The organism is Euryhalocaulis caribicus, from assembly GCF_000412185.1.
Classification (GTDB): Bacteria; Pseudomonadota; Alphaproteobacteria; order Caulobacterales; family Maricaulaceae; genus Euryhalocaulis; species Euryhalocaulis caribicus.
Genome location: NZ_ASJA01000014.1, coordinates 69177 through 96134, shown reverse-complemented (window position 1 = coordinate 96134; position 26958 = coordinate 69177). Strand labels below are relative to the sequence as shown.

At 65.4% G+C, this 26958-nt stretch carries 30 protein-coding genes; 10 read left to right on the top strand and 20 right to left on the bottom strand.

What is annotated here, in order from left to right; genetic code table 11:
* Positions 1–190: 190 nt before the first annotated feature.
* On the bottom strand, positions 191–619 hold the full coding sequence (rplS, locus tag L338_RS12100) for a 50S ribosomal protein L19 (protein WP_027068506.1): 429 nt from the start codon (positions 617–619) through the stop codon (positions 191–193).
* The gene (gene trmD, locus L338_RS12095) at positions 616–1323 is read right to left on the bottom strand and encodes a tRNA (guanosine(37)-N1)-methyltransferase TrmD (protein WP_022698655.1); all 708 of its coding nucleotides are present in this window, start codon (positions 1321–1323) and stop codon (positions 616–618) included. Before trmD ends, rplS begins: the two co-directional genes overlap by 4 nt.
* Before the next feature lie 57 nt (positions 1324–1380).
* Between trmD and L338_RS12090 the strand changes: the two genes are divergently transcribed.
* Positions 1381–2124 (top strand): glycosyltransferase family 2 protein, encoded by a 744-nt coding sequence (locus L338_RS12090; RefSeq protein ID WP_022698654.1) that lies wholly within the window; start codon positions 1381–1383, stop codon positions 2122–2124.
* 5 nt (positions 2125–2129) lie between these two features.
* Positions 2130–3647: an ArnT family glycosyltransferase gene (locus L338_RS12085; RefSeq protein ID WP_022698653.1), complete on the top strand. Its 1518-nt coding sequence runs from the start codon at positions 2130–2132 to the stop codon at positions 3645–3647.
* A gap of 3 nt (positions 3648–3650) precedes the next feature.
* Here the strand turns inward: L338_RS12085 and L338_RS12080 are convergent, their stop codons facing one another.
* The 9 genes from L338_RS12080 to L338_RS12040 all read right to left on the bottom strand — a co-directional run bounded on the left by L338_RS12080 (position 3651) and on the right by L338_RS12040 (position 9514).
* Complete coding sequence (locus L338_RS12080) at positions 3651–4334, bottom strand: hypothetical protein (protein ID WP_152485889.1); 684 nt, start codon at positions 4332–4334, stop codon at positions 3651–3653.
* The gene (gene rimM / locus L338_RS12075) at positions 4300–4821 is read right to left on the bottom strand and encodes a ribosome maturation factor RimM (protein ID WP_022698651.1); all 522 of its coding nucleotides are present in this window, start codon (positions 4819–4821) and stop codon (positions 4300–4302) included. Before rimM ends, L338_RS12080 begins: the two co-directional genes overlap by 35 nt.
* A 48-nt stretch (positions 4822–4869) precedes the next feature.
* Entirely contained in the window at positions 4870–5415 is a 546-nt protein-coding gene (gene rpsP, locus L338_RS18120; protein WP_022698650.1) for a 30S ribosomal protein S16, read from the bottom strand.
* Between the two features lie 31 nt (positions 5416–5446).
* Entirely contained in the window at positions 5447–5851 is a 405-nt protein-coding gene (locus L338_RS12065) for an energy transducer TonB (RefSeq protein ID WP_022698649.1), read from the bottom strand.
* The gene (locus tag L338_RS12060) at positions 5848–6258 is read right to left on the bottom strand and encodes a hypothetical protein (RefSeq protein ID WP_152485888.1); all 411 of its coding nucleotides are present in this window, start codon (positions 6256–6258) and stop codon (positions 5848–5850) included. Before L338_RS12060 ends, L338_RS12065 begins: the two co-directional genes overlap by 4 nt.
* An 11-nt stretch (positions 6259–6269) precedes the next feature.
* Positions 6270–6683 (bottom strand): energy transducer TonB, encoded by a 414-nt coding sequence (locus tag L338_RS12055; protein WP_022698647.1) that lies wholly within the window; start codon positions 6681–6683, stop codon positions 6270–6272.
* The gene (gene ffh, locus L338_RS12050; RefSeq protein WP_022698646.1) at positions 6680–8203 is read right to left on the bottom strand and encodes a signal recognition particle protein; all 1524 of its coding nucleotides are present in this window, start codon (positions 8201–8203) and stop codon (positions 6680–6682) included. Before ffh ends, L338_RS12055 begins: the two co-directional genes overlap by 4 nt.
* A gap of 189 nt (positions 8204–8392) precedes the next feature.
* A complete protein-coding gene (locus tag L338_RS12045) occupies positions 8393–9184 on the bottom strand; it encodes a sulfite exporter TauE/SafE family protein (protein ID WP_022698645.1) in 792 nt (263 codons plus the stop codon).
* A 9-nt stretch (positions 9185–9193) separates the two neighbouring features.
* Positions 9194–9514: a hypothetical protein gene (locus tag L338_RS12040; RefSeq protein WP_022698644.1), complete on the bottom strand. Its 321-nt coding sequence runs from the start codon at positions 9512–9514 to the stop codon at positions 9194–9196.
* An 86-nt stretch (positions 9515–9600) separates the two neighbouring features.
* Here L338_RS12040 and L338_RS12035 point away from each other — a divergent pair, with 86 nt between their 5' ends.
* Entirely contained in the window at positions 9601–10635 is a 1035-nt protein-coding gene (locus tag L338_RS12035) for a 2-dehydropantoate 2-reductase (protein ID WP_022698643.1), read from the top strand.
* Positions 10636–10650: 15 nt separating this feature from the next.
* Here the strand turns inward: L338_RS12035 and L338_RS12030 are convergent, their stop codons facing one another.
* The 4 genes from L338_RS12030 to katG all read right to left on the bottom strand — a co-directional run bounded on the left by L338_RS12030 (position 10651) and on the right by katG (position 15781).
* Positions 10651–11976 carry a dicarboxylate/amino acid:cation symporter gene (locus L338_RS12030; protein ID WP_022698642.1) on the bottom strand — a complete coding sequence of 442 codons (1326 nt, stop codon included), beginning with the start codon at positions 11974–11976 and terminating at the stop codon, positions 10651–10653.
* Positions 11977–12153: 177 nt separating this feature from the next.
* Positions 12154–12681 carry an alkylhydroperoxidase, AhpD family gene (gene ahpD / locus L338_RS12025; protein WP_022698641.1) on the bottom strand — a complete coding sequence of 176 codons (528 nt, stop codon included), beginning with the start codon at positions 12679–12681 and terminating at the stop codon, positions 12154–12156.
* Between the two features lie 143 nt (positions 12682–12824).
* The gene (locus L338_RS12020) at positions 12825–13376 is read right to left on the bottom strand and encodes a peroxiredoxin (protein ID WP_022698640.1); all 552 of its coding nucleotides are present in this window, start codon (positions 13374–13376) and stop codon (positions 12825–12827) included.
* Between the two features lie 191 nt (positions 13377–13567).
* Positions 13568–15781 carry a catalase/peroxidase HPI gene (katG, locus tag L338_RS12015; RefSeq protein WP_022698639.1) on the bottom strand — a complete coding sequence of 738 codons (2214 nt, stop codon included), beginning with the start codon at positions 15779–15781 and terminating at the stop codon, positions 13568–13570.
* Between the two features lie 173 nt (positions 15782–15954).
* Between katG and L338_RS12010 the strand changes: the two genes are divergently transcribed.
* Positions 15955–16872 carry a hydrogen peroxide-inducible genes activator gene (locus tag L338_RS12010; RefSeq protein WP_022698638.1) on the top strand — a complete coding sequence of 306 codons (918 nt, stop codon included), beginning with the start codon at positions 15955–15957 and terminating at the stop codon, positions 16870–16872.
* Between the two features lie 1026 nt (positions 16873–17898).
* Here L338_RS12010 and L338_RS12005 read toward each other — a convergent pair.
* Both L338_RS12005 and L338_RS12000 read right to left on the bottom strand, forming a co-directional pair.
* Positions 17899–20058: a prolyl oligopeptidase family serine peptidase gene (locus L338_RS12005; protein ID WP_152485887.1), complete on the bottom strand. Its 2160-nt coding sequence runs from the start codon at positions 20056–20058 to the stop codon at positions 17899–17901.
* An 85-nt stretch (positions 20059–20143) separates the two neighbouring features.
* Positions 20144–20695, bottom strand: a complete 552-nt coding sequence (locus L338_RS12000; protein ID WP_033311260.1) for a biotin transporter BioY — start codon at positions 20693–20695, stop codon at positions 20144–20146.
* Between the two features lie 146 nt (positions 20696–20841).
* On the opposite strand from L338_RS12000, the gene dapF reads away from it, so the two are divergent.
* Complete coding sequence (dapF, locus tag L338_RS11995; protein WP_022698635.1) at positions 20842–21657, top strand: diaminopimelate epimerase; 816 nt, start codon at positions 20842–20844, stop codon at positions 21655–21657.
* Between the two features lie 2 nt (positions 21658–21659).
* On the opposite strand, the gene L338_RS11990 is transcribed toward dapF, so the two are convergent.
* Entirely contained in the window at positions 21660–21881 is a 222-nt protein-coding gene (locus L338_RS11990; RefSeq protein ID WP_022698634.1) for a hypervirulence associated TUDOR domain-containing protein, read from the bottom strand.
* Positions 21882–21991: 110 nt separating this feature from the next.
* Here L338_RS11990 and mtaB point away from each other — a divergent pair, with 110 nt between their 5' ends.
* The 5 genes from mtaB (at position 21992) to L338_RS11965 (ending at position 25964) form a co-directional block, all read left to right on the top strand.
* The gene (gene mtaB, locus L338_RS11985; RefSeq protein WP_033311258.1) at positions 21992–23257 is read left to right on the top strand and encodes a tRNA (N(6)-L-threonylcarbamoyladenosine(37)-C(2))-methylthiotransferase MtaB; all 1266 of its coding nucleotides are present in this window, start codon (positions 21992–21994) and stop codon (positions 23255–23257) included.
* Complete coding sequence (gene ftsY, locus L338_RS11980) at positions 23254–24195, top strand: signal recognition particle-docking protein FtsY (protein WP_022698632.1); 942 nt, start codon at positions 23254–23256, stop codon at positions 24193–24195. Before mtaB ends, ftsY begins: the two co-directional genes overlap by 4 nt.
* A complete protein-coding gene (locus L338_RS11975; RefSeq protein WP_022698631.1) occupies positions 24192–24881 on the top strand; it encodes an inner membrane-spanning protein YciB in 690 nt (229 codons plus the stop codon). Before ftsY ends, L338_RS11975 begins: the two co-directional genes overlap by 4 nt.
* 4 nt (positions 24882–24885) lie before the next feature.
* On the top strand, positions 24886–25401 hold the full coding sequence (locus tag L338_RS11970; protein WP_022698630.1) for a DinB family protein: 516 nt from the start codon (positions 24886–24888) through the stop codon (positions 25399–25401).
* Positions 25402–25496: 95 nt separating this feature from the next.
* Positions 25497–25964, top strand: a complete 468-nt coding sequence (locus L338_RS11965; RefSeq protein WP_022698629.1) for a DUF1203 domain-containing protein — start codon at positions 25497–25499, stop codon at positions 25962–25964.
* Here L338_RS11965 and L338_RS11960 read toward each other — a convergent pair.
* Positions 25961–26593 carry a hypothetical protein gene (locus tag L338_RS11960; RefSeq protein ID WP_022698628.1) on the bottom strand — a complete coding sequence of 211 codons (633 nt, stop codon included), beginning with the start codon at positions 26591–26593 and terminating at the stop codon, positions 25961–25963. The genes L338_RS11965 and L338_RS11960 overlap by 4 nt on opposite strands.
* Positions 26590–26907 (bottom strand): autorepressor SdpR family transcription factor, encoded by a 318-nt coding sequence (locus tag L338_RS11955; RefSeq protein WP_022698627.1) that lies wholly within the window; start codon positions 26905–26907, stop codon positions 26590–26592. The genes L338_RS11960 and L338_RS11955 overlap by 4 nt, the downstream gene beginning before the upstream one ends.
* Positions 26908–26958 lie beyond the last annotated feature (51 nt).

Here is a 26958-nt window from a genome sequence, read left to right as displayed (position 1 = left end):
CTCGCAGGACAAGGCAATCTGGTTCAACCCATCCCCTCACCCTTTTGCGCAGCCAATCAAAGATTGGGCGCTCAAGCCCTCTCCCCTTCACAAGGGAGAGGGGATCATTCCGGTTCGCGGCGGGCTAAAAACAAAAAGCCCGCCGCGGCGAACCGGGCGGGCTTTTCTGTAATCGCTTGTGAGGCGCGGCCTATTTGGCGGCCGTTTCCTCGGGCGCGGCGGCCGGGGCTTCGCCCACGATGCCTTCGCTGTCGGCGCGGCCGGTCGTACGCTCGGTGATCCGGGCCTTCTTGCCGCGCAGATTGCGCAGATAATACAGCTTGGCGCGGCGAACCTTGCCCTTCCGCTTCACCTCGATGGATTCGATCATCGGGGAATAGAGCGGGAAGACGCGCTCGACGCCTTCGCCGAAGGACAGCTTGCGGACCGTGAAGCTCTCGTTCAGGCCGCCGCCGTTACGGGCGATGCACACGCCTTCGAAACGCTGCACGCGCTGGCGTTCGCCTTCGCGGATCCACACGCCGACCGTCACCGTGTCGCCGGCGGAAAAATCGGGGATGGTCTTGCCGCCCAGAACGCGCGCGGCTTCCTCTTTTTCGAGCTGCTCGATCACATTCATCGCTCGTCCTCCTTCGCGCCATGACCGCCCAAAAGGTCCGGGCGGCGCGCCTTCGTCAATTCCAACGCCTTTTCGCGGCGCCACCGGGCGATTGCCCCGTGATCCCCGCTCAAAAGCACGTCCGGTATCTCCCGATCCTCCCAAACGCGCGGACGCGTATAGTGAGGATATTCAAGGAGTCCGTCCTCGAAACTCTCTTCGCTGGCGGATCCGGCCTCTCCCAGCACCCCCGGCAGAAGCCTGACGCAGGACTCGATCATCGCCTGCGCCGCCGCTTCACCGCCGGCGAGCACGAAATCGCCGAGGCTGACCTCCAGCATGTCGCGCGCTTCGATGACCCGTTCGTCCAGACCTTCGAAGCGCCCGCAAAACAAAACCACGCCGGAACCGCCCGCCCAGTCCTTAGCCATGGACTGATCGAAGCGTTGTCCCCGCGGGCTCAGATAAACCAGCGGCCGGTCATCAGACCTCGCCGCATCTATCGCCGCCGCCGCAACCTCGGGCCGGAAGACCATTCCTGGCCCGCCTCCCGCCGGCGTGTCGTCGACAGATCGGTGCTTATGCTTGGAAAAATCCCGGATGTCCACAGACTCTAGCCGCCACAGACCCCGATTCAATGCAGTTCCTATAACACTGCCCCCCAGCACCCCCGGAAAGAGGTCCGGAAACAGCGTCAGAACGGTGGCTGTCCATGGTTTTTCCATGGTCTCCCTTATCCTTGGCGATTGACCGGGCGCAAGGGCGCAGGCTATCGCCGATACATGCAAGACGCCCCGCCCGACGCGCGCCCCGACCTGACCGTGCTGGTCCCGCTCTATAACGAGGCGGGAAACATCGCCGCACTGACGCGGGAGATCGCGCAGGTTCTGGAGGGAGGGCCGTCTTTCGAGCTGATCTATGTCGATGACGGGTCCGCCGATGACAGCGCGCAGGAGGCGCGCGCGGCGCTGGCGGAGATTGCGGACGGAAAACTCCTCCAGCATGAGCGCCGCGCAGGCAAGAGCGCGGCGCTCTGGACCGGGTTCAAGGCCGCGCGTGGGCGCTGGATCCAGTTGCTGGACGGCGACGGCCAGAACGATCCCGCCGACACCCGCCGCCTGTGGGACGAGATCATCGCCCCCGGCGCGGACCCGGAGCTGGGCCTGATCGCCGGGCGGCGGCGCACGCGCAATGATGGCGGGGTGAAATGGCTGTCTTCCCGCCTGGCGAACGGCATCCGCCGCGCCGCCCTGCGCGACGATTCCACCGACACGGGCTGCGGCTTCAAGCTGATCAAGGCGGAGGCGGCGCGGGATCTGGCCTATTTCGGCGGCATGCACCGCTTCCTGCCAGCTCTCGTCAAACGCGCCGGATACACCGTGATCGAGACGCCGGTGAATGACCGGCCGCGGGGCGCCGGGGTCTCCAAATACGGTTTCTTCGGCCGGCTGGGCGCCGGGATCGCGGACCTGCTGGGCATGATGTGGCTGGTGCGGCGCGGCCGCTACGGGCGGGTCAGGGAGTAGGCTTCATGGACCGCCGTGCGCTTGCCGGACGCCTGATCGCGCCCAAGGCGATCCTTTTGATGATCGCCGCCTATTGCCTGATCCACTATCTGATCCGGCTGGGCCTGTCGCCGGTTTACACGCTGGACGAGGCCGAGCAGGTCCTCCTCTCGGAAGTCTGGCGCATGGGCTACCGCTTCCGCCACCCGCCGCTGATGACCTGGATCTATGCCGGGGTGGAGGATGTGTTCGGCCTGCATCGCTGGTCCTTCCACGCGGTGAAATACATTCTTCTGGCGGGCGGCCTGTCGGCCTTTTATTTCGCGGCGCGGCGCATCCTCGCCTCCGGGCTGGACGCGGCGCTGGCGCTGGCGGGACTGGCGCTGGTCTTCGTGATGGCGGCCGGCTTCCATATCGACCTGACCCATTCGGTGCTGATGACCGTGCTGGTGTTCGCCAATCTGCACGCTTTCGTGCGCGCGGTGCAGCGCGGCGGCTGGAGCGACTGGGTCTATTTCGGCACCACGCTGGGGCTCGGCGCGCTTTCCAAATACGCCTTCCTGCTGGCCCCGGCGGGCCTGCTGCTGGGCCTTGCCCTGACGCCCTATTTGCGCGCCCGCATCAACCCGATCCGGCTGGGCGTGTCTTTGTTGCTGGGGCTGCTGATTGTCGCGCCCTATCTGGGATGGAGCGCGCAGTCCGGCCATTCCTTCGCGGCGCTGACCAGCGATGTCGTGGGCGCGGACCCGCAGAATTTTCTCGTCGGCTGGGCCGCCGGGACTGGCAGTCTGATCTGGGCGCTGTTCCTGGCCGCGTGCCCGCTTCTGCCCGTATTCCTGGTCCTGTTCCCGCAGACCCTGCGGCGCGGAAAGCGGGAGGGATCGCGCGCCGCGTGGCGGCGGCTCCTGCTGGTCGCTGTCGCGGCCGGGGCGGGACTGGCGCTGGCCGGGGTGTTCCTGCTTGGGGCGGGGGATTTCAAGCCGCGCTGGTTCTATTCGGTGATCGCGCCGTTGCCGCTGGTCCTGATGCTGTCCGCGCGGCTGGGCGGCGCGGCCTCGGCCAACCGGGACGCGGCGCTGGCCGTGCTCGCCGCGGTCTCGGTCGCCGGCGTCATGATCTATCGCGTCGCGCTGGATATCGGCCAGCCGATGGCGTGCCAGCCGGAATGCCGCACCGAACAACCCGTCGCCGCCTGGGCGCAGGATTTGAGGGAAGCCGGGTTCGCCGGCGGCACGATCCTGACCAATGATTATCACCTGGCCGGAAACCTGCGCGCCGCCATGCCGGAAGCGCGCCTGATCTCCAGCCAGTTCCCGCGCCGCGCCTATGCCCGGCCGGCGGGCGAGGGGCAGTGCCTGATCGTCTGGAACACGCTGAACCTGCACCTGAAGGACGCGATGTTCGATTATGCCGAGAGCCAGCTGGGCGCCGGCCCGGCCAGCCGCGAACCCGAAGGGACGTTCATTCACCCGATCGCCGGCAATGAGGCCTACCTGATGGCCCTCAACTACCGCTTCGCCGAACCGGCGGAGCAGTGCCGCTAGGCGTCAGCTGTTCCAGAGCACGTTATAGCCGTAACGCTCCCAGCTGCCCTCGCTATTCTTCCGCATGTAATAGACGCCGCCATAGGCGCACATGATGCCGCAACTGGATTCGGCGTAGACCATCGCGAATTCGCGCTTCCGATCGAGCCCAACCCGCGAAAAGCCGTAGGTTCGCGGCCGGTTTTTCAGGTCGTCTTCCGACACGGCGTGTTCGCCCAGTTCCCGCTTGAAATAATCCAGCGTCAGCTCGCCCTTCCTCCGCCGCAACTCGCGGACATAGGGTGATATACCGCCAAGATGATCGCAGGCGAGGGGGCTGGAAGCCCCGAAACCGCTCTGCAGGGCGCTGAAGTCGATAACCGCTTCAGGCCCCGAAAAACTCCGGCTGGTTCGGTACATATAGCCGCGCTGCCGGTAGCTCCGTCCTTCGATCTTCCTCAAAAAGGAATTCGGCGAGAGCGTTGCATCGACGAAGATATAGGCGTCCAGCTGTTCGGCCGGCGGTATGCCAGCCCGCTTTGCGGCGACGGCGTCCAGAAGGAAAGCCTCGATCACCGCGCATTCTGTGCGCTTGCGTTCGTTGAATTCGCCGGAAAGCGCGAACCCGTAAACAAGGCCTGCCGCCGCCAGCAGCGCGGCGAGTTTCAGCCAGTTATTCTTCCGGAACCATCCCATCAGGCGGATCAATATAGACAACGCCTTCGTCCAGATCGACGGTGGGGGCGTATTCCTTCGTGAAGGGCAGAAACCAGCTCGGCCCCGTCCCCTTGATCTCCAGCAGGTCGCCGCCGCCGAAATCGGCGACGCGCTTGATCACGCCCATCTCGCGCCCGTCGGCATGGCGCACGGCCAGGCCCTCAAGGTCGCTGAGATAGAACTCGTCCTCGTCCGTCTCGGGCATCGCGTCCCGCGGGACGTGGAGGAGCGTCCCCTTCATCGCCTCGGCGTCTTCGCGCGTGGCGACTTCCTCGGCCTTCGCCGCCCAGCCCTTCTTCATCGGCCGGTGGCTGGTGACCGTCAGAATCGTACGGCCCGCCTCATCCAGAAGCGGGCCGTACGCAAAACAGTCTTCGGAGTCCCCGGTGAAGGACTCGATGCGGATTTCCCCGCGCACGCCAAACGCGCCGCGGATCGCGGCGACGCAGACCATGCGCGTATCGGCGGGCGCGGACACGGGGAAAAGCCGCCCGCCCCCGTGCAGAGGGCGGGCATGGGGCCGTGACTAGCCGGCCTGCTTTTCTTCTTCGCCGGCCGCGCCCTCGACGGGGGCTTCACCGGTTTCAGAGGTTTCCTCGACGGGCTCGTCCGTCTTGCCGTCCGTATCGGCTTCGGCGTCGGAATCCACGTCTTTCGGCGCTTCGGCGTCTTCAGACGGGGCTTCGGCCTCTTCCGCCGGGGCGTTCTTGGCTTCTTCCTCGGCGGCCTTGCGGGCCTCTTCCTTGTCGGCGCGCTCCTGGGCGCGTTCCTGCGCCTTGGCGCCCGGCTTGCCCTTGTTCGGGTTGTCGCCGTGCTTCCACTCGATCACGCCGGCGGCCCCCAGGAAGCGGGCGACGCGGTCGGTCGGCTGCGCGCCCTTCTTCATCCACTCGCCGACCTTTTCCAGGTCCATGGTGACGCGGGTCTCGTCGTCCTTGGCGCGCAGCGGGTCATAGCGGCCCACCTGCTCGATGAAGCGGCCGTCGCGCGGCATGCGGCTGTCGGCGACAACGATCTTGTAATAGGGGCGTTTCTTGGCGCCCGCACGGGCGAGCCTGATTTTCAGAGCCATTTTTGTTTTCCTTGCTTAGCTTGGATTGCGGTTAGTTTTCAGTTGTTTGAGACGGTCTGCATGTCTTGTTGGAGGGCGGTTCGGGCAGCGGGAGCGGCTCACCGCTATCGGTCGCCATGCCATAAGTAAGCTGGGTGCCCACATCTTTCCGCGCGCCGTCCGGTGCGGAATATTTCCACCCTTTCAGCGTCCTTTTCGCGCTTCTCTCGAAGGCGGCTTTCATGGCCGGGTTCGCGGGCGCGGTGGTCGAACAGGCCGCACAGATATTTTCTGTCGAGCCGTTTGCGCGCACGTCGAACACCAGATCGCAGATCGCGGTCACGCCCTGCGGCGCGGCGGCGGCGGGATAATCGCGCGCAACGCGTTTTTCGCCTGTGTCGGACGCGCACCCCCAGGCGGCAAGCGCAAGCAGTATGATTACGGCCCGCAAACTCATGAGATTTCTCCCGCGTTGCAGACCGGCGGCGCTGGTTCGTCGATCTCCCCAGAGACGGAACCTTCCTCGTCGGCCAGCTGATAGTTGAGGGTCGTCTCGACGCTCTTCCTCGGCGAACCCTTGGCGTATTCCCATGTCCGGATCGTCGTGACGGATTCATTGACGAACAGATTGGCGATCGTCTGGGCGATCTCGCCCCGCGCGGGCGCGTCGGTATTGCAGACGCCGCAAATGTTTTCGGTCGTTCCCTCAGCGTTCACGTCAAACGTCATGGCGCAGCGCGCGCTAACCCCGAGCCGATGCGCCATCGCCGGGTAGGTGACGGTATAACTATTGATTGGCGTCGCATCCTGCGCCTGCGCGGCGGTGGGGGCTAGTAGGGCGAGTATGAGGAAGGTGCGGATCAAGACTCATCCCCTCAATCGCAAACCGGCGCCACCGGCGTCTCGACCGAGGCCAGCACGTCCGGGCTCAGATGAGCCAGATTGAAGTCGAAAGTCTGATTATGCGCCTCGAAACCGTTATCGGTCGTCTTGAACCGCCATTCGCGCGCGGCCTCGAGTGACGCACGCACAAACGAACTCTCGTAGCGCCCGGGTTTCACGTGGTCGTGCGGCGAGGCTGTGTTGCAGTCGCCGCACATATTGGTTGTCGATCCATCCGGGCGAATATCGAGCGTGATGCTGCATCGCGCGACGACATCGTTTTCTGCCGCGCCCCACGGATATTGCAGCGCAGAGCGCTCCACCCATTCCGGCTCCTCCGCCGGCACAGCATCCGCCGCCTGCAGGCCCAGCGCGGCGATCATCGGGATGAGGGTCAGGGCGATCATTTCTTGCCGTCCTTCGGCATGCCGATGGGCAGGCCGTCGGGGCCGAGCGGCATGCCGCCCAGGCCCGGCATCTGGCCGCCCTCGCCGGGCAGTCCGGGCAGGCCCTCGCCCTTGGCGGCCTTGCCGGCGCCCAGGGCTTTCAGCTTGTTCGGGTCCATGCCGCCGGGCATTCCGCCGCCCATGCCGCCCATGGCGTTCATCATGCCCTTCATGCCGCCCTTGCCGGCCTTCTTCATCATGTCGGCCATCTGGCGGTGCATCTTGATCAGCTTGTTGACCTCGGGCACCGCCACGCCGGAGCCTGCCGCGATGCGCTTCTTGCGGGAGGCCTTGATGATGATCGGTTTGGCGCGTTCTTCCCGCGTCATGGAGGATATGATGGCCTCCTGACGCTTCAGGATGGAATCGTCCATTTCCATCCCGGCCATCTGTTTCTTCATTTTGCCCATGCCGGGCAGCAGACCCATGACGCCGCCAAGTCCGCCCATCTTCTGAAGCTGGCGCAGCTGATTGGCCAGATCGTCCATGTCGAACTGGCCTTTCTTCATTTTCTTGGCGAGCTTTTCGGCCTCTTCCTGATCGACCTGCTCGGAGGCTTTCTCGACCAGCTCGACCACGTCGCCCTGGCCCAGGATCCGGCCCGCCAGACGGCGCGCGTCGAAGGCCTGCAGCGCGTCCAGCTTCTCGCCCGCGCCCAGGAACTTGATCGGCAGGCCGGTGACGGAGCGCATGGAAAGCGCCGCGCCGCCGCGGCTGTCGCCATCGATCCGGGTCAGAACCAGGCCGGTCAGCGGCAGGCTTTCATTGAAGCGCTTGGCGGTCTCCACTGCGTCCTGACCGGTCAGGGCGTCGGCGACCAGCAGGGTCTCGGCGGGATTGGCGATGCGGGCAATTTCCGCCGCTTCGCCCATCAGGTCTTCATCGACCGTGGTGCGGCCCGCCGTGTCCAGGATGACCACGTCATGGCCGCCCAGCTTGCCGGCGTTCATGGCGCGCTTGGCGATTTCCGTCGCGGACTGGCCCTGCACTATGGGCAGGAAGGCCACGCCCGCGCGCTCGGCCAGCTGCTGCAGCTGCTCCATGGCGGCGGGGCGGCGGGTGTCCAGCGAGGCGAGAAGGACTTTCTTCTTGTCCTTCTCCTTCAGGCGCAGGGCGATCTTGCCCGCCGTCGTGGTTTTGCCCGTGCCCTGCAGGCCGGCCATCATGATGGCGACCGGCGGCGTGGCGCGAAGGTTCAGCTCCGGCGCGGGATCGTCCCCGGCCAGAACTTCGGTCAGCGCGTCATGGACAATCTTGACGACCTGCTGGCCGGGCGAGACGGAGCGGATGACATCTTCGCCGACCGCTTTCTCCCGCACGCGGGCCACGAAATCCTTGACCACGGGCAGGGCGACATCGGCCTCCAGCAGGGCGACGCGCACCTCGCGCAGGGCCGCGTCCACGTCCTTTTCAGACAGGGAGCCCTTGCCGGTGAGGGAGTCGAATACGCCCTGGAGCCGATCGCTTAATGCATCAAACATGCTTGCCCGTTACGCCGCTTCATTTCGCAACGATGGCCCAAACCGGTAGCGCCCCGCTGAGCGAACCTTCGCCGAGCGGGGGGCCTCGCCGGCGTCCAGCGCCGGTCAAGACGAAGGTTTGGAGCCTTCGTGATTACGGGCGCAAATAAGCGCCTGTGGAGAAAGAGTCAATCAGACGGCGCGGCTGCCCTAGATGAAGGCGCTGGCCCCGTGCCCGGCCACGAACAGGCCGACGCCGATGACCACGGCGGAGAAAATCCGCTTCAGCGTCTCCTTGCCCTGGCCCAGCCGCCGCGCCAGCAAGGCCCCGCCAAGGCCGCCAATCATGCCGCCCAGAACGAACAGCCCCGCGATGCGCCAGTCCACCAGCCCGTCCAGCGCATAATTCGCCGCCGTTGTGGAGCCAAACGCGGTGACCGAGACCAGCGATGAGCCGACCGCGTTCAGGATCGGCATGGCGGTGGATGCGACCAGCCCCGGCACCACCAGGAATCCGCCGCCAATCCCGAAAAATCCGGACAGCGCCCCGACCAGAAGGCCCGAGGCGATCAGCCGGGGCAGGAGCCGTCCCGCCGTATCGCGGCACAGATACACGCCCGCATCCTCGCCGCCCTTGCGCTTGCGCAGCATGGCCAGCCCCACGGCGATCATGGCGACCCCGAACAGGGAAAGCAGCGCCTCCCCGTCCGTCATCTTGCCCAGAGTCGACCCGCCCATGGCCCCCGCCACGCCGGACGCGGCGAATGCCAGCGCGCACCCCCATTTCACCGTGCCCAGCCGCCAGTGATGGATCATGTTGGCGAACGCGGTCGCGCCCACCGCCGCCGCGCTGGTGCCGATGGCCACGTGCGGATCGTCCACGCCGACGACATAGACCATCAGCGGCACGGCCAGGATCGACCCGCCCCCGCCGATCAGGCCAAGGACCAGACCGACCAGCGCGCCGGATATCAGGGATAGAAAATCTGCAAGTTCAGGCACGCACGAGGTTTAACGCGCTGCGCGCCGATTCAAAATCAATTTTGCAAGTTCGGGCCAGCGCCAGGCAAACCATAACGCCGTAACCACGTTCCCAAGCAATAATATCGCCACGGCCAGCACGACGCCCGGCACATTCCGCTCGAACGCGATGACCAGCGCGCCGGACAGGATGAAGCCGATATAGAGGTCGGCCGTGGTCACCTGCCCCCACGGCGTGGCGGTGAGGAAATTGATCGCCGCGCCGCCGTCGCCGCCCGGCAAGGCGATGAGGATCAGCACGACAAGGCCGAGCGCAAGAATGGCGAAAGCGATGCGTAAGGCGGCGGACATGGACGGGTCTCCCTCTGGCCGGACTTTGGCGGGACAGGATCTAGTTCGCGTTGCGCTTCCGGCCAGATTGCGGAAGTCTCTGATTCATGACGCAGAAGAATTCCAAAATCGCCATCGCGGGGGCCGGCGCCATCGGGCTTTATATCGGCGGACGGCTGGCGGCCGCGGGACATGAGGTCAGTTTTCTGGCGCGCTCCCGCATCGTTCAGGCGCTCTGGAAAGACGGGCTGACGGTCAGCGATGCGGACGGTTTTGAACAACATGTCTCCCCGGACGATTTCGAGGCGACGTCTGATCTGGACGCCGCCTTCGCGGGGGCGGACCTGATCCTGGTGACGGTGAAGAGCAAGGACACCGCCGACATGGCCGCGCAAATCGCCCATCGCGCGCCCAATGCCCGCGCCGTGGTCAGTTTCCAGAACGGTGTGCGCAACGCCGCGCGGCTCCGTGAGGCGCTGCCCGGTCTCGATGTCCGTGCGGGCATGGTGCCCTATAATGTGGTGCTGGACGCGGATGCGCCGGTAACCGCCACCCGCACCACGCAGGGCCCGCTGATCATGCAGGCCGCGCCGGGCGATGCGCTGGCCGCGCGCCTGACCGCGCCGGGGCTTCCCGTCCAGACGCGGCCCGACATGGACAAGATCCAGTTCTCCAAGCTGCTGATCAATCTGAACAACGCCATCAATGCCTTGTCCGGCCTGCCTCTGGCCGTGCAGATGGCCGACTGGCGCTGGCGCGCCCTGTCAGCGGCGTGCATGGCGGAGGCGATAGAGGTCGCCCGCGCATCCAAGCGGCCCTTCGGAAAGGTCGGCCCGCTCAATCCGCTCTTCATGCCGGTCCTGCTCAGCCAGCCGAACTGGATTTTCATTCCGCTGATACGCCGCATGAACCGGATCGACCCGAAAGCCACGTCCTCCATGCAGGATGATCTGCGCCGCGGGCGGGAGACCGAGATCGAGGACCTTCAGGGCGAGATTGCCCGCATGGCTGAGGCCGCGGGCCGCCGCGCCCCGATCAACGCGGCCATCGCCGCCCTGGTGCATGAGGCGGAGGCCCTGAATATCGGCCCGCCCATGATGGCGCCGGAAATTGTCGCCCGCCGCTGCGGCATCCAGATCTAGCCGGTCGGCGGCGGCCTAGACGACCGTCACTTTCCGGAAGATTTCCTCGTCCATTTCGTCTTCGCTCTTGGCGACCGCGGTCGCCACGGCGGCGTCGCCGGTGACGTTGGTCAGCGTGCGCATCATGTCCAGCGGCCGGTCGAAGGGCAGCAGGAAGCCGACCATCAGGGCGGTCTGTTCCGGCGTCGCCCCGATGGCGCCAAGCACGGTCGCCAGCAGGAAGAGGGAGGCGGACGGGATGCCCGCCGTGCCGATGGAGGTCAGCGTCGCGGTCAGGGCGATGATGAAATAATCCGCCATGGACAGGTCGATGCCGAAAGCCTGCGCCGCGAACAGCGCCAGCACGCCCAGATAGAGCGAGGTGCCGTCCATGTTCACCGTCGCGCCCAGCGGCAGGACGGAGCCGGCGACCGCCGGATCAATGCCCAGATTCTTGCGGGCGTTGGAAATGGTGACCGGCAGCGTGGCGGAGGAGGAGGACGTGGAATAGGCCACGGCCTGCGCGTCGAAGATGCCGCGGAAGAAACGCACTGCCGGCAGGCCCAGCACGAAGCGCACCAGCCCCCCATAGACCAGCACGATGTGCAGGATGCAGCCCAGATAGACCGCCGCCGCCAGCAGCGCGACGGAGGTGAAGGTCGCCAGCCCCTTGTCGGCGGTGACCCAGGTGATCAGGGCGAACACGCCGATCGGCGCCAGTTCCATCACCCAGCCGGTGATCGCCATCATGATGTCGGCGCCGCCCTGGATGACGTCGCCCACGGCCTTGCCCTTGTCGCGCAGCATCAGGATGGCGACGCCAACCAGAATGGCGAAGAAGATCACCGCCAGAATGTCGCCGCTGGCCAGCGCGCTGAACGGGTTGGCCGGGACAATGGCGATCAGGCGTTCGACCATGGTCGGCGCGTCGGTCGCGATTTCATTGGGCGTGACGCCTGTGAAATCGACGCCCGCACCGGGGCGGAAGATCGCGCCCATGAAAATGCCGATGGTCACCGCGAACAGCGTGGTGATCATGTAGAGCCCGATGGCCTTCGCGCCGATGGAGCCGAGCTTGGAGGGGTGGCCGATGGCCATGACGCCGGCGGCCAGCGTGGTGAAGATCAGCGGAACGATCAGCATCCGGATCAGCTGGATGAACAGATCGCCGAACGGCTTGATCCAGGTGGTGGCGAAAGCCGAGGCCGCATCCGGCCCGAAGGCGGCGCGCAGGATCAGGCCCGCCGCGACGCCCAGCACCGGGCCGATCAGGACGCGCTTCCACAGCGTCATCTGGAAATAGCCGCGGAGAAATCCGCCTTTCTTGTCAGCCGCTTCGCCGCCATCTTGCTGGTCGCTCATGTCCCCGCGCTCCCCCGGATATGATTTGTCTTTTCGGGACGGAGACTTACCCGCAAGCGGCGCGGCGTCAATTGGCGCGGCGCGCGCAAAAAAATGGCGCGCTCTCCGGGGGGAAGAGCGCGCCGGGTTGAATGACGCCGCCGCAGCCGGCGTCCGTGCAGGTGCTGTGAGAGGGCTCTAGCGGCCTTCTTCGGCCTGCATGACCTTGGAGACGGCGTTGACCACGGAGGCGATGCGGACCGCGGCCTGGATCTGCTCGGTCGTCACGCCGGCCTTTTTCAGCTCGGCCTCGTGCGAGTCGACGCACATGCCGCAGCCATTGATGGCGCTGACGGCCAGCGACCACAGCTCGAAATCCGCCTTGTCGACGCCCGGCTTGCCGATGATGTTCATCCGCAGCTTGGCCGGCAGGTTCCGGTAGTCCTTGTTCGAGGCCAGGTGCGTGAAGCGGTAATAGACATTGTTCATGCCCATGATCGCCGCCGCGGCCCGGGCGGCCTCGGCCGCTTCCTCGGACAGCTTGTCGGCCACTTCCGCCTCGATCGCCTTGACGACCGCCGGGTTGGCGGCGCCGTGAGCGGCGGCGAGGTACGCGCCCCATTTCTTCTGGTCGTCGAGGACCGTCTCATTGGCGAGAGATCCCAGGTTCAGTTTCAGGTCTTTCGCGTAGGCGGGCAGTTCGCCACGCAGGTCTTCGAGGGACATCGCGGTCTCCTTGGGAAAATTTATTCTTTGAAATGAAAAGCTTGAAGGCGGGCCCCGTCCCGTTCCGTGGGGGGAATTCGGCGGGGGAGGGATGCCGCGGGACTGTAAGGGCCCGCCTCCAATTCAGGTCAGCCTGTGAAGGCTTAAGCCGCCAGCGTGTCGCCGCCGACTTCACGGTTGCAGGGGCACAGCTCGTCCGTCTGCAGGGCGTCCAGAACACGCAGCGTGTCCTGCGGGTTCCGGCCGACGTTCAGGTTGTTCACATAGACGTGCTGAACGACGTTGTGCGGGTCGACGACATAGGTCGCGCGCAGCGGAACGCCTTCTTCGGAACGGATGCCCAGCGCATCGATCAGCGAGCCCGTCGTATCGGCGAAGGACCAGGCCGGATGCTCGTTCAGATCCGAATGGTCGCGGCGCCAGGCCAGCTTGACGAATTCGTTGTCGGCCGAGCCGCCCATGACGACCGCGTCGCGGTCTTCAAATTCACCGGCCAGACGGCCAAATTCGGCGATCTCGGTCGGGCACACGAAGGTGAAATCCTTCGGATAGAAGAAGATGATCTTCCATTTGCCTTCGAAGCTCTTTTCGGTGATCGGTTCGAACGCCGACTCGCCGTTTTCCTCGTGCTTCATGAATTTCGGCTTCACGCCGACAACTTCAAATTCGGGGAGCTTCTCTCCAACACCCAACATAAATCGTTCCTCTCGGTCATAGATGAAAACTCGTGGCCGCAACGCTCTGCGCCGCGACGCACAACCTATATGGGTGCAACGCACAAAATTCCAAATCGATCTCCATAGTGACTGCGATAAATTTTTCTTATGGATTTCGGCAAAAAAAGAGGCCCGCTTTAACGGGCCTCTCTGAGCGTCGGGGAAGAGGCTCAGTTGATGTCGAAACGGTCGGCGTTCATCACCTTGTTCCAGGCTTTCACGAAGTCCGTCACGAACTTCTCTTTCGAGTCGTCCTGGGCATAGACCTCCGAAAGCGCGCGGAGCTGGGAGTTGGAGCCGAACACCAGATCGGCGCGGCTGGCGGTCCATTTCTTCTGCTCGCTCGCGCGGTCCGTGCCGATGAACAGATGCTCGTTGTCCGCGTCGGCTTTCCACGCCGTGCCCATGTCGATCAGATTGACGAAGAAGTCATTGGTCAGGGTTCCGGGGCGGTCCGTGAAGACGCCGTGCTTCTCGCCGTCTGCATTGGTTCCCAGAACGCGCATTCCGCCGACCAGCACCGTCATCTCCGGCGCGGTGAGGGTGAGGAGCTGCGCCCGGTCGAGAAGAATCTGCTCGGCCGGGACCGTGATGTCGCCATGGACATAGTTGCGGAACCCGTCCGCCTTGGGCTCCAGCGGCTCGAACGCCTCGATGTCGGTCTGCTCCTGCGAGGAGTCGGTGCGGCCCAGCGTGACCGGAACCTCGACCTCATGGCCGCCATCCTTTGCGGCTTTCTCGACCGCCGCGGCGCCGCCAATGACGATCATGTCGGCCATGGAGACCTTCTTGCCGCCCGAGAGCGAACCGTTGAAGTCCGAGCGAACGGATTCGAGCTTGTCGAGGACTTTCGCGAGCTGATCGGGGCGGTTCACCTCCCAGTCCTTTTGCGGGGCGAGGCGAACGCGGGCGCCATTGGCGCCGCCGCGCTTGTCCGATCCGCGGAAGGTGGAGGCGGAGGCCCAGGCGGTGGAGACCAGTTCTGAAACCGACAGACCGGAGTCCAGGATCTTGCCTTTCAGCGCCTTGAGGTCCTGCGCGTCGATCAGTTCATAATCGCGGGCCGGGACGGGGTCCTGCCAGAGCAGTTCCTCCTGCGGCACTTCCTCGCCCAGATAGCGGACGACCGGGCCCATGTCGCGATGGGTCAGCTTGTACCAGGCGCGCGCAAAGGCGTCGGCAAGCTGGTCAGGGTTCTCATAGAAGCGGCGCGAGATTTTCTCGTAGTCCGGGTCGATCTTCAGCGCCAGATCGGTGGTGAGCATCATGGTCGGGACGGTTTTGTCCGTCTCATGCGCGTTCGGGGCGTGGTCTTCCGGCTTCTCGCCCTTGGGCGCCCATTGATACGCGCCGGCCGGGCTCTTGGTCAGCTCGTAATCATAGTCGAACAGCAGGCGGAAAAAGTCGTTGTTCCAGCGCGTGGGCGTGTTGGTCCACGGGCCTTCGATGCCGCTGGTAATGGTGTGGCCGCCCTTGCCGCTCTCATGCTTGCTGGTCCAGCCCAGCCCCTGTTCGGCGATGTCGGCGCCTTCCGGCTCCGCGCCCACCAGCGAGGCGTCGCCCGCGCCGTGGCATTTGCCGAATTCGTGGCCGCCGGCGATCAGCGCGACGGTTTCCTCGTCATTCATGGCCATGCGCTTGAAGGTCTCGCGGATATCGTGCGCGGCCTTCTGCGGGTCCGGTTCGCCGTCCGGGCCTTCCGGATTGACGTAGATCAGGCCCATCTGCACCGCGGCCAGCGGGTTTTCCAGAACACGCTCGCCGGAATAACGGCTGCCCGGCTTGTCGGACGTGGCCAGCCATTCCTCTTCCGTGCCCCAGTAGATTTCCTGTTCGGGCTCCCACACGTCCTCGCGGCCGCCGCCGAAGCCGAACGTCTTGAAGCCCATCGACTCCAGCGCGCAATTGCCGGTCAGGATCATCAGGTCGGCCCAGGAAATCTTGTTGCCGTATTTCTTCTTCACCGGCCACAGCAGGCGGCGCGCCTTGTCCAGATTGGCGTTGTCCGGCCAGGAATTGAGCGGGGCGAAACGCTGCGAGCCGGAGGACGAGCCGCCGCGGCCGTCGCCGATGCGATAGGTGCCGGCGCTGTGCCAGGCCATGCGGATCATGAAGGGGCCATAATGGCCGTAATCGGCCGGCCACCATTCCTGGGAGTCGGTCAGCACGTTGAAGATGTCCTGCTTGACCGCTTTCAGGTCCAGCGACTTGAAGGCTTCCGCATAGTTGAAGGATTCGTCCATCGGATCGCCGAGCGGCGAATTCTGATGCAGAATGCTGAGATCAAGCTGGTCCGGCCACCAGTGGCGATTGGAAGGTCCACCGCCCGAATTGGTGTGCATTACCGGGCAGCGGGCGATTTTATCGTCGACCTTCGCGTCCATGTTTAAAGCTCCCTGATCCAGTTTTATTTTTTGAACGCTCCCAAATTACCACGCGGCCGGGCATCGAGATAATTTATAATATTGATCCGCCGGGTAAGCTGGCCTTATGCGGCGGCGCAGCATCGGGTGAGCGATTGGATTGATAGAGGTCAGAATTTTGATAATCTGAGCTTATGTCTGTCATCCATCCGCCCACCCTGCGCCAGTTGAGTTTTTTCGTTGCGCTGGCCGAGACCGGCTCGTTCCGCGAGGCGGCGGAGCGTTCCGGCGTCACCCAGCCCGCGCTTTCGGCCGCGATCAAGGAGCTGGAGAACCTGACCGGCGCGGTGTTGTTCGAGCGCGGCCCCCGGGGCGCCACGCTGACCCCGGCCGGGGAGTCCGCCCTGGACCGCGCGCGCCGCATCCTGGCCGACGCCGAGGACCTGGTCCTGTCGGCGCGGGAGAGCGGGGAGCCGATGACCGGACCGCTGCGTCTGGGCGTCATCCCGTCCATTGCGCCGTACCTGCTGCCCCGCGCGCTGCCGGAACTGAAGACGCGCTTTCCGGAGCTGGAGCTGCGCCTGAAAGAAGACATCACCACGCGCCTTCTGGACGGCCTCGCCGACCGGCGGCTGGACCTGGCGATTATCGCGCTGCCCTTCGAGACGCCGGGCCTGAAGACGCTGGCGGCCTTCGATGACGAATTCCTGCTGGTCGCGCCGTGCGGCCACAAGCTGCTGGACCGCAAGACGCTGAAACCCTCCGACGTGCCCACCGGGGAGCTGCTGTTGCTGGAGGACGGGCACTGCCTGCGGGAGCACGCGCTGGCCGCCTGCAAGACCCCGGACGCGGCCAAGTCGCGGGAGTTCGGGGCGACCAGCCTGCAGACCCTGCTGGAGATGGTCGCCGCGGGATACGGCGTGACGCTGGCCCCCCGCCTGATGATGGATGCCGGCGCCATCGCCCATGACCGCGTCGCCTGCCGCGGCTTCGACGCCCCCCTGATGGGGCGACAGGTGGGCGTGGTCTGGCGCGGCGGCTCCGTCTGGGACGCCGACGCCGAGGCGCTGGCGACGACATTGCGGGACATCCTCAAGCCGGAGGCGGGGTAGTTCCTGTCTTCTCTCACCCCCGCGAGGGGGAGAGGGTTTTGAGCGCCCAAGGCGCGTTAGCGGCTTGGCTTTGCGCGAAAGGGAGAGGGGGACCTCTCCGGATTTGGTGATAATTCTGAAGCCACCCCCTCTCCCATTCCGTCAGCCAAAGCCCTTCGGCCTTTGGGACGTCATTGTCCTCTACCCCCATTAAGGGGGCGAGGGTTTTCTCTTTCATTCTCCACCTCTCTTCACCGTCATCCTCCGGCTTGACCGGAGGACCCAGGGAACGTGAGGCGCAAAGACTTCAACTGGGTCCTCCGATCTTCCCCCGGCTCAAGGCCGGGGTCCGTCGGAGGATGATGGGTTTGTTTGGTGTTTTCGGTTACGCGTTTGGCTCCACGGCGCGTTCGCCGCAGAGGTTAGGGAAGAAACACGACCCCTCTGATCAAGTCAGAGGGCAAGGGTGGCGCGGCGCGTCTTTCGGGACGCCGGTTACCGTGTGTTTGTATGTTTCGCGCCCACAAAGAGACGCGCCGCGCGGTTCTTTTGCGGAGGGCGGGAGTCGCCTCGACCGGCCTCTCCATCCGCTGCCGCCAGAGTCTTAATAGCCAGGGCATTTCAGCCTCAGACTGGCGCCTGGCGGTGCGCCGGGACGGTTGGCCCTCTGGTCAGAGAGCCCCGTATCCCGGGAACCGCGTTCACTCCGTCCCTCGGGCGACCGGATCCGAAGCCCCTCGCATGACGGCGAACAGGGACGAGCTTACGCCGTCCCGGAAGCCGGTCTGATATTTTCGGGATTGTCCCTGTTTTCAGAGCCCTTCGAGACGCCGCGCCTTGGCGCGGCTCCTCAGGGGAAGGGTGATAGAGGCGGGTTGAGAAACAGCGGCTTCCAACCCCCACCCTTAGCCTGAGGAGCTGCGGAGCAGCGTCTCGAAGGCGGACTTCAGAAACCGCGAACTTCCCCGGCAAATCCGGCTGTTTTTCCATGGAAAACGCCCCTCCCGTTTCCGGAAGGGGCGCTTTTTTACGCGTGCAGGTCTGGTTCTAGGCGTCGTCGCCGCTGAGGCGGTCCCAGAGCCAGGTGTATTCGAGGGCGACGCGGTTGGCCGTCTCGATCAGGTTGGCGGCGGCGGAGTGGCCGCCTTCGATGTTTTCGTAATAGTCGAAGGCGTGGCCTTCTTCGGCGAGGCGCGCGGCCATCTTGCGGGCGTGGCCCGGATGGACGCGGTCATCCTTGGTGGAGGTCACGAAGAAGATCGGCGGATAGTCCGCGTCCGCCGCGACATTGTGGTAGGGCGAGATGGATTGCAGGAATTCGCGCTCTTCCGGAATTTCCGGGGAGCCGTATTCGCCGACCCAGGACGCGCCGGCCAGCAGCTTGTGATAGCGCAGCATGTCCAGCAGCGGCACCTGGCAGACGACCGCGCCCCACAGATCCGGGCGCTGGGTGTACATCACGCCCATCAGCAGGCCGCCGTTCGAGCCGCCCATGATGCCCAGATGCTCCGGGGCGGTGACGCCGCGCTCGATCAGGTCCTCGCCCACCGCGATGAAGTCGTCATAGATGACCTGGCGGTTGGTCTTCAGGCCGGCCTGGTGCCAGGCGGGGCCGAATTCGCCGCCGCCGCGGATATTGGCCAGCACGAACGTGCCGCCGTTTTCCACCCACAGCTTGCCGCGCAGGGCGGAGTAGGACGGGTCCATCGTCACCTGGAAGCCGCCATAGCCGTAGAGCAGGGTCGGGTTGGTTCCGTCCAGCTCAATGCCTTTGGGCTTCATCACGAAATACGGGACTTTCGTGCCGTCCTTGCTGGCCGCCTCCATCTGCTCGACCTCCATGGTGGCGGAGTCGAACCATTCGGGAAGCTGCGCCGCGACGGAGGGCTCCAGCGTGGTCAGGTCCACGGCGTAGAGCGTGTCGGGGGTCAGCATGTTCTCGACCGAGAAGAAGGCGAGGGCGGACTCGCGGTCCGCGTCGGCCAGCGAGACGACGGAGTTTTCAGCCAGCGGAATGCGCGTGGACTGCCACTGTCCGGCGTCGTCCAGCGTGTAGAGCCAGGCCTGGCCCTGCACGTTCTCGGTGATCGAGACGATCACGCCCGCCGCGGTGGCGGAGGCGGACTGGAAGGCCGAGCGGTCGTCCGGCGTATAGACGGCCTGTACGCCGCCCAGCTCGCCGGTTTCCAGATACTGGTCGATATCGAAGGAGACGAGCTGACCCGAGGTGAACGCGCCGCCCGATTCGGGCGCCCAGTCTTCCTGCAGGGCGACCAAAAGCTGGCCTTCATGGATGTCGGTGATGGAGGACTTGGCGGGCAGGGGCAGCTGCACCTTCTCGCCTTCCGCGTCCAGCATCCACCACTTGGTCTCGTAGAAAGTGTCGGCCTCGGAGAAGGCGACATAGGTGCGGGCCTCGGTATGAATGGCGAACGGCCAGACGCCGACATCGGTCTGGTCGCCGCGGATCACTTCCTCGGCGTCCTCCAGCGGGGTTCCGCGCCGCCACGTCTTCACGACGAAGGGGTAGCCGGACTCGGTCATCGTACCCTCGCCCCAGTCGGTGGCGACCAGCAGTTCGTCCTCGCTGATCCAGCTCGTGAAGCCCTTGGCGACGGGCAGGGCGTAGCCATCCTCGACGAAGGACTTGGTCTCGACATCGAATTCCCGGCGCACTGCGGCGTCGGAGCCGCCCGGCGACAGGGTGATGATGCAGCGGCGATTGGCCGGTTCGGCGCAGGAGGAGCCCTTATAGACCCAGGACTCGCCTTCTTCCTCGGCCAGCGCGTCGACGTCCAGCAGGATGTCCCATTCGGGCGCGCCCGACATGTAGGATTCCAGCGTGGCGCGGCGCCAGATGCCCTTCACGTGGGTCTCGTCCTGCCAGAAATTATAGACGTGATCGCCGCGCTGCGACGGATAGGCGATCTTGTCTTCGGAGTTCACGATTGCGAGGGCTTCGTTATAGAGCTCCTCGTAAAGCGGATCGGCCTTGAGCGTATCCAGCGTGCCGGAATTCCATTCGCGCACCTGGGTCAGCGCACGCCCGCCCTCCACCTCTTCCAGCCAGAGGAAGGGGTCGGCGGCCGCGGCCTCGGTCGTCTCGCTCATCGTGTCCTGTGAATCCTCAGTCGTATCCGCATCCTGCGCCAGCGCGGACGTGGACATCAGCGCCGCGGTCAGCGCGGCGGCGGTCATGTGTCTCATAATGGAGTCTTGCCTCTTGCCTCTCCCGAACATCCCCGCGGGCGAACCTAGCCGAGCGGACGGGAGAGGCAAAGGCGGGAAACGGTCAGGCGGCGCGTTTTGCGGGACGGGCGGCGGCGGTGACCGCCGTCGCCAGCGCCGATTTCACCAGCGCGCCCGGCAGGAAGGGCAGCAGGCCGCCCGCAATCGCCGCCGTCGCGCCCAGCGTCACGGCCAGCCAGGCGACGCCGCCGGCCAGCACGATGGCGTGCGCCGCGGCGAACACGGCAAACGCGGCGAAGGCGTTGCGCAGCCAGCCGCGGTCAGAGGCGTAACCGGCCAGCCACGCCGCCGGCAGGAAGGCGATCAGATATCCCCCGGTCGGGCCGGCGAAATAGGCCGGGCCCGCGCCGGCGGTGAAGACGGGAAGGCCCATCAGGCCCTCCGCCAGATAGGCGGTGACGGCCAGCGCCGCGCCGCGCGCCCCGGCATAGGAGCCGATCAGGACCAGGGCCAGCGTCTGCAGCGTCATCGGCACCGGCCACATCGGCGCGTTGATGCGCGCGGCCAGCGCCAGAATCAGCGATCCGATTAGGGCGCTGGAAAGGAGGGCCAGCATAGAGTTCGGGCGGGGGACAGTGATGGACCTTGCGATCATCGGGGCCTTCCTATCTTTGGCGTGCGATTTGTTTCATCACTCCGGCTAGCGCAGCCGGGCGGAGAGTTCCAGTGTCCACGCTCATGAAAACGCCATATGCGTCTGGTCATTCACAGGATGCGGGCGCGGCGGACAGAGGCGGTTATATGCGGTTTTTGAAGATGAACGGGGCCGGCAACGCGTTTGCCATCTTCGACGCCCGGGAGAAGGGCCGCCTGACCCTGGCCGAGGACCAGGCCGCGGCCATCGCCAAGGCGACGCGCGCCGATCAGGTGATCGCCATGGAGCCGTCCGGCGAGGCCGATGTCTTCATGCGCATCTGGAACGCCGATGGCGGTGAGGTCGGGGCCTGCGGCAACGCCGCGCGCTGCGTCGCCTGGTTCCTGATGAACGAGACGGGCCATTCCCGCCTGACCATTGCGACAACGGGCGGAAACCTGCGCGCCGAGCGCGCCGGAGAGCATGCCATCACCATCGATATGGGGCCGCCGAAGCTGGACTGGACGGAGATTCCGCTGGAAGAGCGCATGGATACGCGCGGCATCGATCTGAAGATCGGCCCGATCGACAACCCGGTGCTGCAGCTGCCCGGGGCGGTGAATATGGGCAATCCGCATGTCGTCTTTTTCGTTGAGGACGCGGAGAAGGCCCCCGCCGAGACGGTGGGCCGGATGATCGAGCGCCACCCGCTCTTCCCGGAAGGGGTGAATGTCGGCTTTGCCGAAGTGCAGGCGCCGGACCGCATCCGCCTTCGGGTGTGGGAGCGCGGGGCGGGCCTGACCAAGGCCTGCGGCACGGGCGCGTGCGCCGCGCTGGTCGCCGCGCACCGCCGGCGGATGTGCGAGCGCAAGGCCAGCGTGATCGTGGATGGCGGCGAATTGCTGATCGACTGGCGCGGCAACGGCCATGTTTTCATGACCGGCCCGGTCGAGCTGGAAGGCGAAGGGTCGCTTCCGCTCTAGACCTAAAACGCCTTGTGGACCTCTGAGTGGGATTTAAGGACGGAGTCGCCGTCATCCTGTTCGATCAGGTAGGCGGGGCAGTCCTCCGACGCTTCGCGCTTGATTTCCGAGCCCTTGATGGTGCGGGTGACGTCATGGGTGAAGATTTCGGAGACGATTCCCGTGGCCTCCCCCTGGCCCCAGTACCACTCGACCTTGGTGCCTTCGTTATAGCGTCTTGTCATGGGGATAACTCATGTGTGCGTTGGCGCGGCGCGTGACAGTTAAATGACGGACGGGGCGAACAGTTCCCGCGCTTGATAAAATTCCTGTGAAAGCCCAGTTTCCCGCCGCTATGACGACAGGCGCGAAAGATAATCTGCGGGTCGAGACGCTCGGCTGCCGGCTGAACAGCTGGGAGAGCGAGGTCATGCGCGACCATGCGCGGGCCGCGGGGCTGGAAAACGCCGTCATCGTCAATAGCTGCGCGGTGACCGGCGAGGCCGTGCGCCAGACGCGCCAGCGCATCCGAAAGGCGCATCGCGCCAATCCGGACGCGCAGGTCATCGTGACGGGCTGCGCCGCGCAGGTGGAGCCGGGCGCGTTCGACGCCATGCCGGAAGTCAGCCGCGTGATCGGCAATGAGGAAAAGCTGACCCGCGGCGCCTGGGACCGCCTTGCCAAGGGCGAGGGCGGCCGGGTCCAGGTCTCCGACATCATGCGCGCCACCCGCCCGCGCGGCGCGGTGGTGGAGGGCATGGACAAGCGCGCCCGCGCGCATGTGCAGGTCCAGACCGGCTGCGACCATCGCTGCACCTTCTGCATCATTCCCTATGGCCGCGGCAATTCGCGCTCCGTCCCCGCCGACGAGGTGGTGACGCGGGTGCGGCGGCTGGTGGAGACCGGGCACCAGGAAATCGTGCTGACGGGCGTGGACATCACCTCCTGGGGCGAGGATCTGGACGGCAAGCCGGAGCTGGGCGTGCTGGCCGGGGCCATCCTGCGGGAGATTCCCGAACTGCCGCGCCTGCGGCTGTCCTCCATCGACGCGGTGGAGATTGACGATGTGCTGTTCGAGCTGATCGGAAGCGAGCCGCGCCTGATGCCGCATCTGCACCTGTCGCTGCAGCATGGCGACGACATGATGCTGAAGCGGATGAAGCGGCGGCATCTGCGCCATCACGCCATCGCGCTGACCGACAAGATCCGCGCCGCAAGGCCGGACGTAGCGTTCGGGGCGGACCTGATCGCCGGCTTCCCGACCGAGACCGAGGCGATGTTCGATAACGCCGTGAGCCTGGTGGAGGAATGCGGGCTGTCCTATCTGCACGTCTTTCCGTTCAGCCCCCGCGAGGGCACGCCCGCCGCGCGGATGCCGCAGCTGGACCGGGCCTTGGTCAAGGAGCGCGCGGCGCGCCTGCGTGAGGCCGGGGACGCGGCGCTGAACCGCCATCTGGACCGCCGCGCCGGGACGGCTGCGCGGGCGCTGGTGGAGAAGCCGGGCTTTGCGCGGGACGAGGATTTCACCCCGGTCCGCATGATCGGCGGCCAGCCGGGCGACATCGTTGAACTGACGCTGGGCGGGGTGAACCCGAAAAAAGAGATGCAGGCCGCCGCGTGAGCGATCAGGACAAGAAGCCCGGCCTGTTCTCCCGCTTTGCGAAGGGATTGAAACGCTCCTCCGACCGGCTGTCGGAGGGGGTGGCGGCGATCGCCAAAAAGCCGCTGGACCGGGAGACGCTGGACGAGCTGGAAGAGCTGCTGATCGCCTCCGACCTTGGCGGCGTGGCGGCGATGGAGATTGTCGAGGCGCTGAAAGAACAGCGCTTCGGCGAGAATGTCAGCGAGGCCGAGATCAAGGAAGCGCTGGCGGCCGAGATCGCCAAGCGCTTGAAGCCCTATGAAAAGCCGTTGGACCTTTCCGGCGCGCCGCCGCGCGTGGTGCTGTTCGTGGGCGTGAACGGCTCCGGCAAGACCACGACGCTGGGCAAGATTTCCCAGAAGCTGAACGACGAGAACTGGCGCCCCCTGATCGCGGCGGGCGATACGTTCCGCGCCGCCGCCGTGGAACAGGTCGCCGCCTGGGCCGACCGGACAAACACGCCGATCATCAAGAAGGATATCGGCGCGGACGCGGCGGGCCTGATCTTTGACGCCTACGGGCAGGCGATGATGCAGGGCCGCAACGTGGTGCTGGCCGACACCGCCGGGCGGCTGCAGAACCGCCGCGAACTGATGGAAGAGCTGGAGAAGATCGTCCGGGTCCTGAAGAAAAAGGATCCCAAGGCGCCGCACGAGGTGATCCTTGTGCTGGACGCCACGGTCGGCCAGAACGCGCTCAGCCAGGCGGAAATCTTCAAACAGGCCGCCGAGGTCTCGGGCCTTGTGATGACCAAGCTGGACGGCACGGCGAAGGGCGGCGTGCTGATGGCGGTGGCGGAAAAGCACGATTTGCCGATCTATTATATCGGGGTGGGCGAAGGGGTGGACGACCTGCAGCCGTTCGACGCGGAAGCATTCGCGCGCGGGCTGGTCGGACTGGAGAAGGAGAGCGCGTGAGCCAGACGGAAAAGATGACCGACGAACAGGCCGGCCAGCAATTGAAGAAGCTGCTGGTCGATATCGGTCCGGTTCTACTCTTCACCCTCTCCTACAACGTCTTTTTCCGGATGGAGCCGGGCGAGGACGGAACCGGCGGCCTGATCGGCGCCGATCAGGCGATTTTCTGGGCGACGGGACTGTACATGGCCGCGGCGGCCGTGGCCTTCATCTACGCCAAGCTGGTGCAAAAGCGGCTGTCCTATCTGCTGATCGCCACCACCGTGCTGGTGCTGGCCATGGGCGGCATCGCGCTGGCCTTCCATTCCAAGCTGATCATCTACATCAAGCCGACCATCATGAATCTGGTCTATGCGGTGATCATATTCGGGTCGCTGGTGGCCGGGCGGAATGTCTGGAAGCTGGCCTTCGGGTCCATGTTCACCCTGCCCGATCCGGTCTGGCGCACGCTGGCCGTGCGATGGGCGCTGTGGTTCGTGTTCCTGGCCATCCTGAACGAAGTGGTGTGGCGCACGATGAGCGAGGGGTTCTGGGTGAATTTCAAGGTGCTGGGCGTAATCCCGCTGACCTTCGTGTTCGCCATGGCCAATGTGCCGCTGACCCTGAAATGGACCGACCGGTCCAACGAGGACTACGAAGCGGGGCGCGACAACAAGTCGGCCGAGCAGGAAGAGGAAGCGTCCTGAGCCGATGAGCGCGGCGCGCGGATATCTCCTCCGCCAGTTCGATACGGCCTGGGCGCTGACTGAATATCATCTCGAAGACCTGACGACCGAAGAATGCCTGTGGCGGCCCGCGGAAAAGGGGCTGCATGTCCGCAAGGATGCGGGCGGGGCGTGGCGCGGCGAATGGCCGGAGAGCGAGGGCTATGACCTTGGCCCGCCCTCCATCGCCTGGACAACCTGGCATATCGGATTCTGGTGGTCGATGGCGCTGGATCATGCGTTCGGCGAGGGGACGCTCTCCCATGAAGACGTGGTCTGGCCGGGGGAGGCCGACGGCGTGCGCGCGTGGCTGGACGGGTTGCGGGAAGACTGGCGGGGACGGCTGGAGGGTCTCGGCGAAGCGGATCTGGCCTCGGCCGAGCGGACCCGCTGGCCGTTCCGCGACCGGCCCTTTGGCGATGTTGCGGCCTGGGTGAATATCGAACTGATGAAGAACGCGGCAGAGATCGGCTATGCGCGGTTTCTTTATGCGGTGAGGTAAACCCTCTGCGCGCGAGGGCGGGGAGCGCAAGGTTCGGGTCGCCATCGCCGGAATTCGAGGCCAAGGCTTCGTCATCAAAAGACGGAGTTTTCCCCATGATCCTGAATATCGTTCCCATCACCGCCGAAACCGCTGACGCGATCCGCGCGGGCGGGCCGGATGCGGCGGGGCGGCCCGCCGCGCGCATGGTTTCGACCGGGGCGGGGTTCCCGTGCCGGCTGTGCCTGCGGAACATTGGCGAGGGGGAGGGGGCGCTGTTGTTCTCCTATGCCCCCAATCCGCCGGGGCCGTTCTGGGAAGCCGGGCCGGTTTTCATCCATGAAGCGGCGTGCAGGCGGCGGCGCTGCAATGGCCGCCTGCCGACGGTGGCGCGGGGCGGGGCGCGGACGATCCGGGCCTATGACGCGGATCACCGGATCGTCTATGCGGAAAACCGTCTGGTGGACGACCCGGCGGCGCTGGAGATGGAATTGCGCGGCGCGCTGATCCATCCCGATGTCGCCTATGTCCATGTGCGAAACTCGCGCGCCGGCTGCTTCGCCTTCCGGGTGGAGCGGGCCTAGGATTTTCCGCCCTGAAGGATGACGCGGCTGGTGGTCAGGGCGGCGATGAACATGCCCTGGCTGAGGACAAAGCCGATGACCATCCATTTGGCGGAGGCATCGCCCCAGATTTCGTCCGCCAGGAACATGGCGAACACCCAGGCCAGCGCATGCAGGATGTGGAAGACCACGTCGCGCTTGCCGATAAGGAGGCGGTTATCGCGGACGTGCGGGTCCGCCCCTGAGGCCGCCTGCGCCGGACGCCGTATGGATTTCAGGAGATAGTTGGCGCCGGCGAGCGCCACGGCCGAAAGACCGGCGATGGAGGCGATGAGCGGGGCGTCCTGCGGCGCAAACAGCCAGGCGGCGATCTGGACCAGTCCGGCCATGACAAAGAGCAATCCGGCCAGCCGCTCGGCCGCGGCGCGCGGATTGTCGCGGCGTCCGCCCAGCGGCAGCACCAGCTTGGGCAGAAGATTGCCCGCAACGATCAGCAAGCCGCCCATCGCCATGCCGATGATGCGCTTGGCGGCCATGTTATCGATGCCGCCGAATTCCTTGATAAAGGCGACGCCGATGACCGTGATCACAAGCAGTGATCCAAGGGTGGCGGCGGTCTTGTCGGACCGGGTCAGGGATTGCGTGCTCATTGATCGGCTCCTTTGGTTTCCGGCGGCGTATTTTCCGCCGGCCCGGCGTTCTGCAACTCCCAGCCGAAGGCGCGGGCGAAGCCCAGAAGGGCTTCTTCCAGAACGGACAGTTTCAACTGATAGACCACCGATTTTCCCTGCTTCTCGGAAGTCACGAGATCGGCTTCGCGGAGGACCGCGAAATGCGCCGACATGGTCGATTGCGCCACATCGAAGTGGCTCGACAGTTCGCCCGCGCTCATCGGCCGCTTCCTGAGCAGTTCAAGGACGCGGCGTCGCGTGGGATCGGCGAGGGCTTTGAAGGCAGTGTTCATATCGACATTTAGCCAAACATCGAAATGAAAAGCAAGCCTGATGACGAGATT